Origin of the sequence: Silvibacterium sp. (assembly GCF_047605705.1) — a bacterium.
Classification (GTDB): domain Bacteria; phylum Acidobacteriota; class Terriglobia; order Terriglobales; family Acidobacteriaceae; genus Silvibacterium.
Map to the genome: position 1 here is coordinate 22,472 of NZ_JASGFD010000041.1, position 13,809 is coordinate 36,280.

General features: G+C 63.2%; 11 protein-coding genes. 6 read left to right on the forward strand and 5 right to left on the reverse strand.

The window, feature by feature from the left end; translation table 11 throughout:
- Positions 1–61 precede the first annotated feature (61 nt).
- Together QM649_RS14540 and QM649_RS14545 are read left to right on the forward strand one after the other, a co-directional pair.
- A complete protein-coding gene (locus tag QM649_RS14540; RefSeq protein ID WP_415199775.1) occupies positions 62–2,374 on the forward strand; it encodes a cytochrome c oxidase assembly protein in 2,313 nt (770 codons plus the stop codon).
- Positions 2,374–2,922 carry a hypothetical protein gene (locus QM649_RS14545; protein WP_415199776.1) on the forward strand — a complete coding sequence of 183 codons (549 nt, stop codon included), beginning with the start codon at positions 2,374–2,376 and terminating at the stop codon, positions 2,920–2,922. The genes QM649_RS14540 and QM649_RS14545 overlap by 1 nt, the downstream gene beginning before the upstream one ends.
- Before the next feature lie 92 nt (positions 2,923–3,014).
- Here the strand turns inward: QM649_RS14545 and QM649_RS14550 are convergent, their stop codons facing one another.
- Complete coding sequence (locus tag QM649_RS14550; protein ID WP_415199777.1) at positions 3,015–3,878, reverse strand: inositol oxygenase family protein; 864 nt, start codon at positions 3,876–3,878, stop codon at positions 3,015–3,017.
- Positions 3,879–4,171: 293 nt separating this feature from the next.
- Here QM649_RS14550 and hydA point away from each other — a divergent pair, with 293 nt between their 5' ends.
- From hydA to QM649_RS14565, 3 genes are all read left to right on the forward strand, one after another.
- Positions 4,172–5,584 (forward strand): dihydropyrimidinase, encoded by a 1,413-nt coding sequence (hydA, locus tag QM649_RS14555; RefSeq protein ID WP_415199778.1) that lies wholly within the window; start codon positions 4,172–4,174, stop codon positions 5,582–5,584.
- On the forward strand, positions 5,574–6,821 hold the full coding sequence (locus QM649_RS14560; RefSeq protein WP_415199779.1) for a Zn-dependent hydrolase: 1,248 nt from the start codon (positions 5,574–5,576) through the stop codon (positions 6,819–6,821). Before hydA ends, QM649_RS14560 begins: the two co-directional genes overlap by 11 nt.
- A 71-nt stretch (positions 6,822–6,892) precedes the next feature.
- Entirely contained in the window at positions 6,893–8,428 is a 1,536-nt protein-coding gene (locus QM649_RS14565) for a CoA-acylating methylmalonate-semialdehyde dehydrogenase (protein WP_415199780.1), read from the forward strand.
- A 67-nt stretch (positions 8,429–8,495) separates the two neighbouring features.
- Here the strand turns inward: QM649_RS14565 and QM649_RS14570 are convergent, their stop codons facing one another.
- The gene (locus QM649_RS14570; protein ID WP_415199781.1) at positions 8,496–10,385 is read right to left on the reverse strand and encodes a phosphoenolpyruvate carboxykinase (GTP); all 1,890 of its coding nucleotides are present in this window, start codon (positions 10,383–10,385) and stop codon (positions 8,496–8,498) included.
- A gap of 217 nt (positions 10,386–10,602) precedes the next feature.
- Here QM649_RS14570 and QM649_RS14575 point away from each other — a divergent pair, with 217 nt between their 5' ends.
- Complete coding sequence (locus QM649_RS14575; RefSeq protein ID WP_415199782.1) at positions 10,603–10,899, forward strand: antibiotic biosynthesis monooxygenase family protein; 297 nt, start codon at positions 10,603–10,605, stop codon at positions 10,897–10,899.
- Positions 10,900–10,910: 11 nt separating this feature from the next.
- Here QM649_RS14575 and QM649_RS14580 read toward each other — a convergent pair whose 3' ends face one another.
- The 3 genes from QM649_RS14580 to QM649_RS14590 are packed head-to-tail and all read right to left on the reverse strand — an operon-like array spanning position 10,911 to position 13,809.
- Positions 10,911–11,828 (reverse strand): D-hexose-6-phosphate mutarotase, encoded by a 918-nt coding sequence (locus tag QM649_RS14580; protein WP_415199783.1) that lies wholly within the window; start codon positions 11,826–11,828, stop codon positions 10,911–10,913.
- Positions 11,829–11,860: 32 nt separating this feature from the next.
- Positions 11,861–12,493, reverse strand: a complete 633-nt coding sequence (gene pncA / locus QM649_RS14585) for a bifunctional nicotinamidase/pyrazinamidase (protein ID WP_415199784.1) — start codon at positions 12,491–12,493, stop codon at positions 11,861–11,863.
- Between the two features lie 17 nt (positions 12,494–12,510).
- On the reverse strand, positions 12,511–13,809 hold the full coding sequence (locus QM649_RS14590) for a M24 family metallopeptidase (protein ID WP_415199785.1): 1,299 nt from the start codon (positions 13,807–13,809) through the stop codon (positions 12,511–12,513).

The following is a 13,809-nucleotide window of genomic DNA, read 5'->3' on the forward strand; positions in this document are numbered from 1 at the left end:
TGTCCCCTAAACCCCACCTCACGCGACAAGAGCACAGTCCTGGAGCGAAAATAGAAGAGAAGTGCCCGATAACTTCTCGCAAGCGATTGCTCAGTCCTGGACCGTTCCCTTCGCGCCGACCCTGGCCGTGATCGTTGCCGCCGTGCTTTATCTGCGCGGCTGGCGGCTCGCCCGGGCTACGCGTCCGCTCGAATTGCCGCCCTGGCGCGCAGCCAGTTTTCTCCTCGGCCTCGCGCTCTTCTGGCTGGCGCTGGCGTCGCCGCTCGACGCGCTCGGTGAATTCCTGCTGACCGCGCACATGACCCAGCACCTCATCCTGATGTCCTTTGCGCCGCCGCTGATCGTGCTGGGCGCGCCGACCGTGCCGATGCTGCGCGGCCTGCCCCGCGCCTGGGTCCGCGACGACTTCGCGCCCTGGATGAACACCGCCGCCTTTCACAAGGTGCAGTCGTTCCTCACCCATCCTGCCTTTGCCTGGATCACGATGAACGCCGCCTTCCTCGGCTGGCATCTGCCGCCCGCCTATGAGCTGGCGCTGCGCTCGCCAGGTTGGCATGAGGTCGAACACGCCTGCTTCTTCTCGACCTCGATCCTCTTCTGGTGGTTCGTGCTCGAGCCATGGCCCAGCCGCAACACCGTCTCGCGCTGGCTCGTGATCCCCTATCTCATGGGCGCGGACCTGCTGAACACCGGCCTGTCCGCCTTCCTCGCCTTCGGCGACCGCATCGCCTACCCTACGTACGCCGCCGTGCCCCGGCTCTTCAACACCACGGCCATGAATGACCAGATCGCCGCCGGCGCCGAGATGTGGGTCTTCGGCTCGATGGTCTTCTGGATCCCGCTCATCGGCACCGTGGTGCAGCTGCTTTCGCCCAAGCGCCGCCGCCTCGCGCGCCAGCAGCAGCAGACCGCGGCTGCACGCCGTCCTCTGCCCAGGCCGGTCGACCTTCTGCGCCTGCCCGTCCTTGGCCATCTTCTGCGTTGGCGCTATGGACGTACCTCGCTGCAGGTCATCAGCGCAGCCATCATGGGCATCACCATCTGGGCTGGATTTCACGGCTCGTCCATGAGCTCGATGAACGTCGCCGGCGCGGGCGTCTGGAACATCGTTCGCCCCGTGGGCCTCGTCCTGATCCTGCTCACCGCGAACTTCTTCTGCATGGCCTGCCCCTTCACGCTGCCGCGCGAGCTGGCGCGAAAGCTGGGCATCGCGAAGCTACGCTGGCCGCAATGGCTGCGCCGCAAGTGGATCGCCGCCGGCCTGCTGATCCTCTTCTTCTGGGCCTACGAACAGCTCGCCCTGTGGGATTCGCCGCGCGCCACCGCCATCCTGCTGCTGGCCTACATCGGCACGGCTCTGCTGGTCGATTCGATCTTCACCGGCGGCAGCTTCTGCAAGTACGTCTGCCCCATCGGGCAATTCAACTTCGCCGCCTCCACGCTCGCACCAGTCGAACTCGGCATGCGCTCGAAGGCCGTCTGCGACAGCTGCTCCACCAGCGACTGCATCAACGGAAACCAGAAGCAGCGCGGCTGCGAGCTCGAACTCTACATGCCGACCAAGATCGGCAACATGGACTGCACGCTCTGCATGGACTGCGTAAAGGCGTGCCCGCACGACAACATCGGCCTTACCATCCTGAGCCCAGCCCGCGAGCTTGGCCGCGATCCGCAGAGGTCGTCACTTGGCCGCATAAGTTCTCGTGTGGATGTGGCCGCCATCGCGCTCGTCCTCACACTGGCCGCGCCCATCAACGCGGCGTACATGATCGGCCCTGTCACCAGCCGCCTCGACCCATTCGAGCAGGCGCATCCCTTCGCCGGCAGCAACTTCGGATCGCTGCTCTTCACCTTCGCGCTCTCGGCTCTGGCTCTCGGACTCGCATGGCTCACGGCAAAGCTGCTGCAAAGCTTCACCCGCGAGCGCCTGCGCACCATCTTCTGCCGCTTCGCGCTGGCCATGCTGCCGCTCGGGCTCGCCATGTGGGTTGCACACCTCGGCTTCCACTTCGCCATGGAGATGCCGTCGATTCCGATGGTCGCGCAGGCTACCTGGGCCGACCTCGGACACCACGCCTACAACATGGCGCTGATGAACGGCATGGGTGGGATGGGCTCATCCTCCAAGCCTGCGAACATCCTGCTGATGGGCGGCGCGCACGGCCTCAGCCTGCTGAGCCTGCAGGTGCTCATCCTCGACCTCGGCCTGCTGCTCGCGCTCTACGCCGGATGGAAGACAGCCAGGGAGCTTCGCAGCTCGGAAGCGAGCGGACGCTGGCTCATCGGCCTCTACGCCGTGCTGGCCTTCGCCTTATACGCAGCCTGCGTCTGGATCTTCACCCAGCCCATGGAAATGCGCGGGATGGGTATGTGATGAAGAGACGCCTCGCAGCAGTTTTTATCCTGCTATGCGCGCTTAGCCTGCCGCATGCCGCCCTTGGGGATGGCGGACGTCTGCGCTCGCGCTCGGTCGCTGGCCCCTTCGTCGTCACGCTCTTCACCACGCCCGATCCGCTACGCGCCGGCATGGCCGACTTCTCCGTCGCCGTCGAGCGTCCTGCAGACCAGAACCCAGCGCAGGGATTGGTGCAGGATGCCGATATCGAGCTGAAGCTCACATCGCCGGGCCAGCCTGAGAGGAACCTGAAGCTCACGCACGACGCTGCCACCAGCCGCTTTCTTTCGGCAGCAAACTTCGAGCTGCCGCACAGCGGGCGATGGCACTACACGCTTACCATCCGCGAGCACGGAGATACAGGCGTGAGCGAAGGCGATGTCGACGTGCTGCCCCGCGAGGTGCTGGCCGAGGAGATCACCTGGGAGATCGTCGCGATACCGCTCGCGCTCGTGCTCTTCGTCCTGCATCGCTGGCGCAAGCGAAAGTGGCGTGCGAGCACACGGCGTCCCCTCGCTCACTCCTGATTACAGGTTCAAAATCAAAGACAAGAAACCCGCGGAGGACATAGGCCCCCGCGGGCTGTATTTTCCTGCACGGAAAAGACTTCGTTTGATCGCTACCAGCGAAGCTTCGCCGGGAAGAACTCCGCGATCAGATCCTCATAGTAGGGACGCAGCGCCTTCACATCCGGCTTGGTGTGCCCCTTCGAATAGAGATCGTAGGGGTTGAACTTCCTCACCCACTCGAACATCTCGATGTCGTGCGGCGACATGAGATATCCATACGCACCCTGCCGGTGCGCCGCGTAGAACGAGTGATAGCGCAGCATATAGAGCGCCGGCTCCGGCATGTAATCGCGAACCACGTGCGCGATGTAGCCGTCGTGCCCGAAGGACATGTGCACCTTGTCGAGACCGCAGTTCGGCTCATAGATGCCGTATTGCGTCTGCAGCTCCGGCACGTTGTAGTCCGGATTCGCGCGGAAGTACTCGGGGAAGACGACCTTGTCCGAATACGCGCAGCCTACCGGGAAGGTATCGCCCACCACCGCCCACTGCGGCTCGCCATAGAGGCACAGGCACTTGCCCAGGTCATGCAGAAAGCCCGCGAGGATCATCCAGCGCGGATGCCCGTCGCGGCGGATCGCCTCGGAGGTCTGCATGAGGTGCTCGATCTGGTTCAGGTCCGTGTCCGGATCGCTCTCGTCCACCAGCGTGTTCAGGTATTCGGCCGCCTCCCAGATGCTGCGCTCACCCTTGTTCAGCGCGTAGTACTCCTTTTCCTTCTCCAGGACGAAGGCCAGCGTCTGCTTCTGGTGGTTTTCGCGGTAGAAGGCCGCGACGCGTGGGTCGCTCTTCTCGTCATAGATCCGGTATTCGGACTCGTCTTTGCCTTCCTTGTAACGGCCGGCGACAAATTCTTCCCACTGATCTTCAATGGGCAGCGATGCGGGTTCGTGCGTGGTAACGGCGGAGCTCATGGCACACCTCGGAATTTCATAATCCGGAATCGAGCTGTCTGGAATCGAGCGAATCGAGCAATCCAGGCCGGTGATGGGACCGGCAACTTTAGCGCTAACGCTAGCACGCAGAAATAACGATTGGCAACGTGGGCTGATATTGATTTTCACGGGCCGCCGGCTGCTTTTCGACTGTCTTCCGCCTCGGTCCGTTTGATCTGCGTTACGTCCCGCGATCCCATGTCACGCAATCCATGGAACTTAGGGGCTACCCGGCACGAGGGTTTATCGTGAATGGAACTAACGGATTGCCTATGCCCCTGCTCATCAAAAACGGAGAAATTGTCACCGCCGAGTCGCGCTATCGCGCCGACCTCTACGCGGAAGGCGAGACCATCACCCGCATCGCCGCCCATATCGACGACGTTCCACCCGGAACCGAGATCATCGATGCCACAGGTAAGCTCGTCTTCCCCGGCTTCATCGATCCGCACGTGCACATCTACCTGCCGTTCATGGCGACCTTCGCGAAGGACACGCATGAGACCGCCAGCATCGCCGCGCTCGTCGGCGGAACGACCACGTACATCGAGATGTGCTGCCCCTCGCGCACCGAGGACGCGCTCGCCGGATACGAGCTGTGGAAGAGCCGCGCTGAGGGTTCAAGCGCCTGCGATTACGCCTTCCACATGGCCGTCACGCGCTGGGACGAGCAGACCGAAAAGCAGCTGCGGCAGATCGTCGCCGACGGCACCGCGTCGTTCAAGATCTTTCTCTCTTACAAAAATTTCTTCGGCGTCGATGACGCGGAGATGTTTCACACGTTAAAGCTCGCAGCCGAGCTGGGCGTCATCACCACGGCGCACTGCGAGAACGCCGAGCTCGTCGCGCAGCTGCAGCAGGAATTGCTGGCCGCGGGCAAAACCGGCCCCGAATGGCATGAGCCCAGCCGCCCCGTCGGCGTCGAAGCCGAAGGCACAGGCCGCTTCGCTACCTTCCTCAAGCACACCGGCGCGACCGGCTATGTCGTGCATCTCTCCTGTGCCGCCGCGCTCGATGCCGCACTCGCCGCAAAACGCCAGGGCGTACCGCTGCACATCGAATCGGTCGCGCCGCACTTCCTTCTCGATAAGACCTACGCTGAACGCCCCGGCGTCGAAGGCATGAAGCACGTGATGAGCCCGCCGTTGCGCGAGCGCAGCAATCAGGATGCGCTCTGGACCGCACTGGGCGCGGGCTTCATCGATACAGTCGGAACCGACCACTGCCCCTTCGACCTTGAGCAGAAGCTCCTCGGCGAAGGCAACTTCACGCACATTCCCAACGGCATCCCGGGAATCGAAGAGCGCGTGAACCTGATGTACGCCTACGGCGTAAAGCGCGGCCGCATGGACCTGCACCGCTTCGTCGACGCGCTCAGCACGCGCCCCGCGCAGCTCTTCGGCCTCGCGCCGCGCAAAGGCACCCTCGCCGTGGGCAGTGACGCGGACATCGTCGTCTACGATCCCGACTATCGCGGCACACTGTCTGCGAAGACACAGCACACCAACAATGACTACAACGGCTTTGAAGGCTTCGCCATCGAGGGCCGCCCGTCCGTCGTTACCGTGCGAGGTCAGGTACAGGTGCGCGACGGCCACTTCGTCGGCGAGCGCGGACGCGGCCAGTTCCTGCGTCGCCAGCCGCAATACTTCACACAGCAAGCAAAGGATTCGCATGCCGGTTAACGCCCAGCGCGTCATCGAAGACCTGAAGGAACTCCGCGCGCTCACGGCAGACGCCAACGGCGCCCAACGCGTGGCATGGACCGCGACCTGGCAAAAGGCGCGCGACTGGTTCGCGGAGAAGCTCGCCGAGCTGCCGGTGGAACATCACCTCGACGCAGCCGGAAATCGCTGGGTCACACTGCATGGCGAATCGCCGAAGGCGCTCATCCTCGGTAGCCACCTCGACTCCGTGCCCAACGGCGGTTGGCTCGACGGCGCGCTCGGCGTCATGGCCGCACTCGGCGTGTTGCGCCATATCGCCGAAGAATATAACGGCAAGCCGCCGGTCACCATCCGCCTCGTGGACTGGGCCGATGAAGAAGGCGCGCGCTTCGGCCGCAGCCTCTTTGGATCGTCTGCCTTCGCAGGCACCATCAACGTGGAAGACGAACGCAAGCGCATCGATCGCGACGGCATCACACTCGAAGCCGCCCTGCGCGATTGCGACATCGATGTCGAAAAAATCGGAGACGCGCAACGTGAGCAGGAGAACGCCGCAGCCTATCTCGAATTGCACATCGAGCAAGGCCCGGTGCTCGAACGGCTCGAACTTCCTTTAGGCGTCGTTCTCGGCACCAAGGGCGTCGAACGCCACGCCATCACCTTCCACGGGCAGGAAGCACACTCCGGCTCAACCCCCATGCAGGATCGACGCGACGCGCTTGCCGCCGCCGCAAAGCTCGCGCTCGAGATCCGCACCATTGCTGGCAGGCATGAAGACGCCGTCTGCACCATGGGCTCCGTGAAGACCTTCCCCGGCATCGTCACCGCGGTCGTCGGCCGCTGCGAGACGACGCTCGACCAGCGCGACCTCGACGCCGAGGTACTCGCCACCATGTACCGCGAAGCGCAGGAGGCCAGCCGCCGCTTCGCTGAGGAAGAGCGCTGCACCGTCGAGTGGTCGCGCATTTGGAACATCGAGCCCGTCCCCTTCCATCCTGAACTCATCGCTCTCTGCGAAGAGGCGGTGCTCGAGACCTCCGGCACCGCGCATCGACTGCCCTCTGGCCCGCTGCACGATGCCGCCGAGGTCGCGCGCGCGGGCATCCCGACGGTGATGCTCTTCACGCAGTCGCTCCAGGGCATCAGCCACAACAAAATCGAGGACACCAAGGAGGAACATCTCCGGCTCGCCGTCGAAGCCCTCGACCGGCTAGCCACAAAGACCATTGCCTGGATTGCCCGCGAGCGAGCATGATGCTCATGCAGACAATCGCATCGGCGCGGCGATCCTAAAAAGCCGCGCCCGGAAGAAGGCAGGTTCGCGCGATGTCCACGCCGCTCGCAGAAGCCGCATCCGTAACTAATACTGCTACAAATACACCGCTTATCCATCACTGGATCGCCGGGCAGAGCTATCCCTCGTCCGGCCAGCGCACCGGCAACGTGCACAACCCCGCCACCGGCGAAGTCACCGCCCGCGTCACCTTCGCAGAAGCTGCTGACGTCGATCATGCCGTCGCCACCGCGAAAACCGCCTTTCGCGAATGGCGCGCCACGCCACTCTCCCGACGCGCCGAGATTATGTTTCAACTCCGCGCACTCATCGAGACGAACCGCAGACGCATCGCAGAAACGCTCAGCCTCGAGAACGGCAAGACGCTCAGCGACGCGATGGGCGAAGTCGCGCGCGGCCTTGAGAACGTGGAGTTCGCCTGCGGCATCCCACACCTGCTCAAAGGCGGCTACTCCGAACAGTCCAGCCGCGGCGTCGACGTCTACCAGATTCGCCAACCGCTGGGCGTCGTCGCCGGCATCACCCCCTTTAACTTCCCCGCGATGGTGCCGCTGTGGATGATGGCCAATGCCATCGCCTGCGGCAACACCTTCATCCTCAAGCCATCGGAGAAAGTGCCCGGCGCCAGCCTCATCCTCGCCGAGCTGCTGCAGCAGGCCGGACTGCCCGATGGTGTATTCAACATTGTGCAGGGCGACCGCATCGCCGTCGATCGCCTGCTCGAGCATCCCGACGTGAAGGCCGTAAGCTTCGTTGGCTCCACGGCCGTCGCAAAGTCCATCTACGAAACCGCCACGCGCCACGGCAAGCGCGTGCAAGCCCTGGGCGGCGCAAAGAACCACATGCTCGTGCTGCCGGATGCAGACCTCAGCATGGCCGCCGATGCCGCTGTTTCCGCAGGCTATGGCGCAGCGGGCGAGCGCTGCATGGCCATCTCCGTTGTCGTCGCCGTGGGCGATATCGCCGATCCTCTCATCGAAGCGATCCGCGAGCGCGTAACGAAGATCAAGGTCGGCGCGGGCCTCGCCGAAGGCAGCGAGATGGGACCGCTCATCACACGTGAGCACCGTGAGCGCGTCGCCGGCTATCTCGACAGCGCAACCAGCGAGGGCGCAAGCATTGTCGTGGACGGACGCACTACTAAAGGCGACACAGGCTTCTTCCTCGGGCCTTCGCTACTCGACCGCGTGCAGCCCCGCATGCGCTGCTATCAGGATGAGATCTTCGGGCCGGTGCTCAGCGTCGTCCGCGTAGAGACATACGATGAGGCGCTCAAGCTCATCAATGACAACCCTTACGGCAACGGCACTGCCATCTTCACGCAGAACGGCGGCGCAGCGCGGCAATTCCAGTTCGATGTCGAAGTAGGCATGGTCGGCGTGAACGTGCCCATCCCCGTGCCCGTATCGTATTACAGCTTCGGTGGATGGAAATCGTCGCTCTTCGGCGACCTGCACATGTATGGGCCTGAAGGCATCCAGTTTTATACGCGCGCGAAGGTCGTCAGCAGCCGCTGGCCCGATCCCAGCCACAGCAAGGTCGACCTCGGCTTCCCGCAAGTCCGCTAGATCTCACACGCAAACACCGAGGCCGCATGCTCTCTCGAAGCATGCGGCCTCGGTATCTTCACTGTAGCTACAAGCGGCAGATCAACAACTCGCGCTCGTAGATCATCTCCGGCGGCAGGTGATCGTGTAGTTCGATGAACAGCTTCTCGTGCTGGATGACCTCATCCTTCCACGCCTCGCGGTCCACCAGTTCGAGATCGTCGAACTGCTCGCGGCTGAAGTCCAGCCCGCGCCAGTCCAGGTCTTCGTAACGCGGCACCCAGCCTATCGGCGTCTCGCGTCCGAGCGCGCGGCCATGCACGCGCTCCACGATCCAGCGCAACACGCGCATGTTGTCGCGGAAGCCCGGCCAGAGAAACTTACCCTGTTCATCTTTCCGGAACCAGTTCACATGGAAGATGCGCGGCGTGGTCGTCAATTCACGCTGCATCTTGATCCAGTGCCGGTAGTAGTCGCCCATGTGATAGCCGCAGAAGGGCAGCATCGCCATGGGGTCGCGTCGAATCGCTCCGACCGCGCCAGTCGCCGCGGCCGTAGTCTCCGAGCTCATCGTAGCGCCCACATAAACACCCGAGCTCCAGTTGAAGGCCTGGTAGACGAGCGGGATCGTTTGCGCGCGACGGCCGCCGAATACGATCGCACTGATCGGCACGCCCGCGGGGTCTTCCCACGCCGGATCGATCGTCGGGCATTGCGAAGCCGGAGCCGTAAAGCGCGCATTCGGATGCGCAGCCTTCGCGCCTGTCTCCTTCGCGATCTCCGGTGTCCAGCGATTGCCGCGCCAGTCCGTCAGCTCGGCGGGCAATTCGTCCGTCATGCCCTCCCACCACACGCCGCCCTCCGGCGTCAGCGCCACGTTGGTGAAGATGGTGTTGCTCGCAAGCGTGGCCATCGCATTCGGATTCGTCTTGATCGACGTGCCCGGCGCGACACCGAAGAAGCCCGACTCGGGGTTGATTGCCCGCAGCTGGCCCTTTTCATCCGGACGAATCCACGCGATGTCGTCGCCAACCGTCGTCACCTTCCAGCCCTTGAACTCATCGGGAGGAATCAGCATAGCGAAGTTCGTCTTGCCGCATGCGCTCGGGAAAGCCGCGGCCACGTAGGTCTTGCGGCCCTCGGGGTCTTCCACGCCCTGGATAAGCATGTGCTCGGCCATCCACCCCTCGTCGCGTGCAATCGTCGAGGCGATACGCAGCGCGAAGCACTTCTTGCCCAGCAGCGCGTTACCGCCATAGCCCGAGCCGAACGACCAGATCTCGCGCGTCTCGGGATAGTGGACGATGTACTTCTCCGCGTTGCAGGGCCACGGCACATCCGCCTGCCCCGCGCGCAGGGGCGCGCCCACAGAGTGCACGCACGGCACAACGCGCTCGGTATCGCGATCGATAATCTCGAAGACCGGCTTGCCGATACGGGCCATGATGCGCATGTTCACGACCACGTAGGCCGAATCCGTTAGCTGCACGCCGATGCGCGACATCGGCGAACCGATGGGCCCCATGCTGAACGGCAGCACGTACATGGTGCGCCCCTCCATGCAGCCATCGAAAAGCCCCTTGAGCTTGCGCCGCATCTCGAAGGGGTCCTGCCAGTTGTTATTCGGCCCCGCCATGTCCTTCGAGAGAGAGCAGATGAAGGTGCGATCTTCCACGCGCGCCACGTCATCGGGTGAGGACCGTGCGTAGTAGCAGCCTGGCCACAGCTCTTCGTTCAGCTTGGTGAAGGTACCTGCGTCCACCAGCTGCTGCAGCAAGTAAGCGTTTTCCCGCTCCGACCCATCGACCCAGTGGATGGAGGCTGGGCGGGTCAGTTTCGCCATCTTCTCTACCCACCGCAGCAGCCCCTTGTTGCGGCTCAGCGGCTGGCTATATTCATGATGCTGTGCATCGAGCAGCGCGGAGCTGCTGTGTGCCGACTTCGCGTTGGGACGAAGCCCCTTAGCGGATGAAGCCATACCTTCGATCTCCTCCGGGAGCAGAACTCCCGCCGGCGCCCGTTTTCAGCGCACCGCTAAGAATACTCAACTCCGGGCCTTCCCGGCAAAACTGCAAATTGCAGAATCGTAAATACTTAACACCGCAATCATGCCTCGACTGGGTAAAGATGCGCATCCCTGCCCCGTCCGGGATAATAAAAACAGTCTGCTTTTTCAGACAGGAGAGATACGCGTAATGGTTTTAGAGATCGCCCACATGGAGATTAAGCCTGGCGTCGAACAGGAGTTTGAGGCGGCGGTGCGCCAGGCGAAACCGCTCTTCCTCAACTTCCCCGGCTGCCTCGGTATCGAGCTCAACCGCTCCATCGAACGCCCGCAGGTCTACCGCCTCTTTATCCAGTGGGAGACCCTCGAGCATCACACCATCGATTTCCGCCAGTCGGAGAAGTACCCCGAATGGCGGAGCATGGTCGGCAGCTTCTTTGCAGCGCCGCCGGTCGTCGAACATCAGCAGGTTGTCGCCCTCGACTAACCTGGCAGGCTTTATGCGGGCAGCACGCGCATGGTCACTTCGAACGTGTGCTGCTCGCCGGGCCCAAGCTTCACCGCGCCCACGCGCAGGTTGCCGCCTTCCACGCAGGTCATCTCGCGCCACTCTTCATCACCGAGATCGGCGAGCTTCGCCGCGCCCTGCGCCCACGGGTTCCACACCACCGTCGAGCTCGAATTCTTCTTTTCGATCTCGATACGCCGCTTCAGCTGCGGATCGATCAGCGTCAACGCGGCTTCCGTGTACTGGTAGGCATTGTCGGTGCCGGTGCTCAGATGCACGTCGCCGTGCTGCACCTTTTCGCGATTGCCGTCCATATTGTCGAAGTACGTTATGCCATCGAGCCCCAGCACGCTGACCTTCTCCGCATCGCCCACGCGGTAGTAGGTGTGCAGCGCCTCTTCGAAGGTGAAGGCCGTGTCGCCCGTATTCGCCGCGGTCAGCTCCAGGCGCAGCTCCTTGCCCACGGTAACGCGAAGCGCCGCGCGCACCTCGTACGGCCACCACTTCCAGCTCGCGTCGTCACCCGTCGTCGTAAGCGTCACGATGATATCCTCGTCCATCTGCGCCACCGAGAACAGCTCCCACTCCTTGGTGCGCACAAAGCCATGCGACGGCGCCTTCGGATCATCCACCTTGTCGCGGAACCACGGGAAGCACACGGGAATACCGCCACGGATCGCCTTGCCGTCCACCCACGTCGACTTCTCGCTCACGAAGATCACTTCTTCTTCGCCCTCCGGCTTCCATGCCGTCACCTGCGCGCCATGCAGATAGATCTCCGCCTCTGCTGCAGGCGAGGTGATGCGCACTCGCGAGAGGCCGCCATTGCCGGCTGAGATCTCTACCACTCCGGGAATGCCGAAGACCTCATTCAGTGCTTCAATCTCCTGCTCGATGGACATGCTCATGACTCCTTCAAAACCGCGATGGCGGCGCACCCTCAGGATAAATCTTTGCCCTCTGCCAGCAGCACACCGGCAGCGTGAAACTCGGCTTCGATTGCATCCACCGAACCGTTCAGATCGATTGCCCGGCACGCATCGCGCAGCACTACCGCATCGAAGCCCAGCCGCCGGGCATCCAGCGCCGAGTATCCCACGCAATAATCGTAGGCAAGCCCCGCGAAGAAGACACGCGTCAGCCTGCGCTCCTGCAAATAGCTCGCAAGCCCGGTGCGCGTCTCCTTGTCATTCTCGAAAAACGCAGAGTAAGAATCGATCTCGCGACGAAAGCCCTTGCGCAGGATCAGCTCCGCCTGCGGCAGATGCAGCCGCGGATGAAACTCTGCGCCAGCTGTGCCCTGCACGCAGTGGTCGGGCCACAGGGTCTGCGCGCCGTAGCGTACATCGATCGACTCGAACGGTTTGCGTCCCGCATGCGAGCTCGCAAACGAGATGTGCCCCGGCGTGTGCCAGTCCTGCGTAAGAACCACATGGTCGAAGTGCGGCGCGACGGCATGAATCGCGTCGATCACCGCATCGCCGCCTGCAACCGCCAGCGCGCCGCCCGGGCAGAAATCGTTCTGCACATCGATGACGACGAGCACGTCCTGAGCCTGAACCTGCATATTCATTTGGATGCCGCAGGCCTCTACGCCGACGCGCCAAAAGGCTGTTCCAGCGAAAGGCTGGGCCCGGTGAAGAGCTTCGCGCCGTCTTCGGTGATGTACATGTCGTCTTCGAGACGCACGCCGAACTCTCCCCGCAGATAGATCCCAGGCTCATCGGAGAAGGTCATGTGCGCGGCCAGCGGCAGCTTGTCGCCCTTCACCAGGTACGGCCACTCGTGCATATCCATGCCGATGCCGTGCCCCACGCGATGCGTGAAGTGCGCATAGTCCGGCCCAAAACCCGCATCGGTAATCACCTTGCGCGCCGCTGCGTCCACATTCTCCGCGGGCACGCCGGGCTTCGCCGTGGCCAGCGCCGCGGCCTGCGCGTGCTTCACGATATCGAAGACCTGCCGCATCTTGTCGCTCGGTTTGCCATACACAAACGTCCGGCTGATGTCCGACTGATAGCCTTCCACCGTGCAGCCATCGTCAATGAGCACGATCGCGCCCTCGCGAATCGTCTGCGGCTTGATCGATCCATGCGGCAGCGCGGAAAACTCTCCGGTCTCACAGCTGGCGTCACCGGGAAAACCCACGCGGTCATACGCCGTCGAGATCAGCGCGGAAAACTCGTGCGTCGTCATGCCCGGATGTCCCGCCTTCCATGCGGCCTCGTACACCTGCAGCGTGACGTTGTTCGCCAGCTGCATCAGCGCCAGCTCCGCGGGCGACTTGATGCTGCGGCAACCCACCGTCACCGGCCGCGCATTCACCAGCTTCAGCTGCGGCAGCGCCGCACCGATGCCATCGGCAAAGACATACGGCATCGTCTCCTCGATGCCCAGCGTGCCCGTCGCCAGCCCAGCCTCGCGCAGCCCATCGGCCACACGCTCATACGGACTGTCGTCCTCCTGCCAGGTGTAAAGCTTCGTCTCCGCCATCGCCGGAACCAGCGCCAGCCGCTCGCGCAGGCGATCCTCCTCAAACGCTGGGCACACGCCATACGGCTTGCCCTTCGCCGGGATCACAATCGCCGTCAACCGCTCACTGTTGCCCCAGCGGATGCCGGTGAAATACGCCAGCGTAGTGCCGCCTACCAGGCAGATCGCGCTCATGCCGTGCTGCGCCATCAGCTCGCGCGCTTTGGCAATGCGCGCCTCCCGCTCTTCACTCGTGATGGGCTTCGCTTCACTGCGTCGATTCTGCAGTGCGGCAATCGACGGCGGCAGCTTCGCCAAAGCAGGCTCCTCCTGCGCAAGCAGCCGTCCGGTAAACGCAGCAGGAAGCAGAGCAGCGGGCGCTGCGCCAGTCAGGAAGAATCGGCGAGTGGTCGTCAT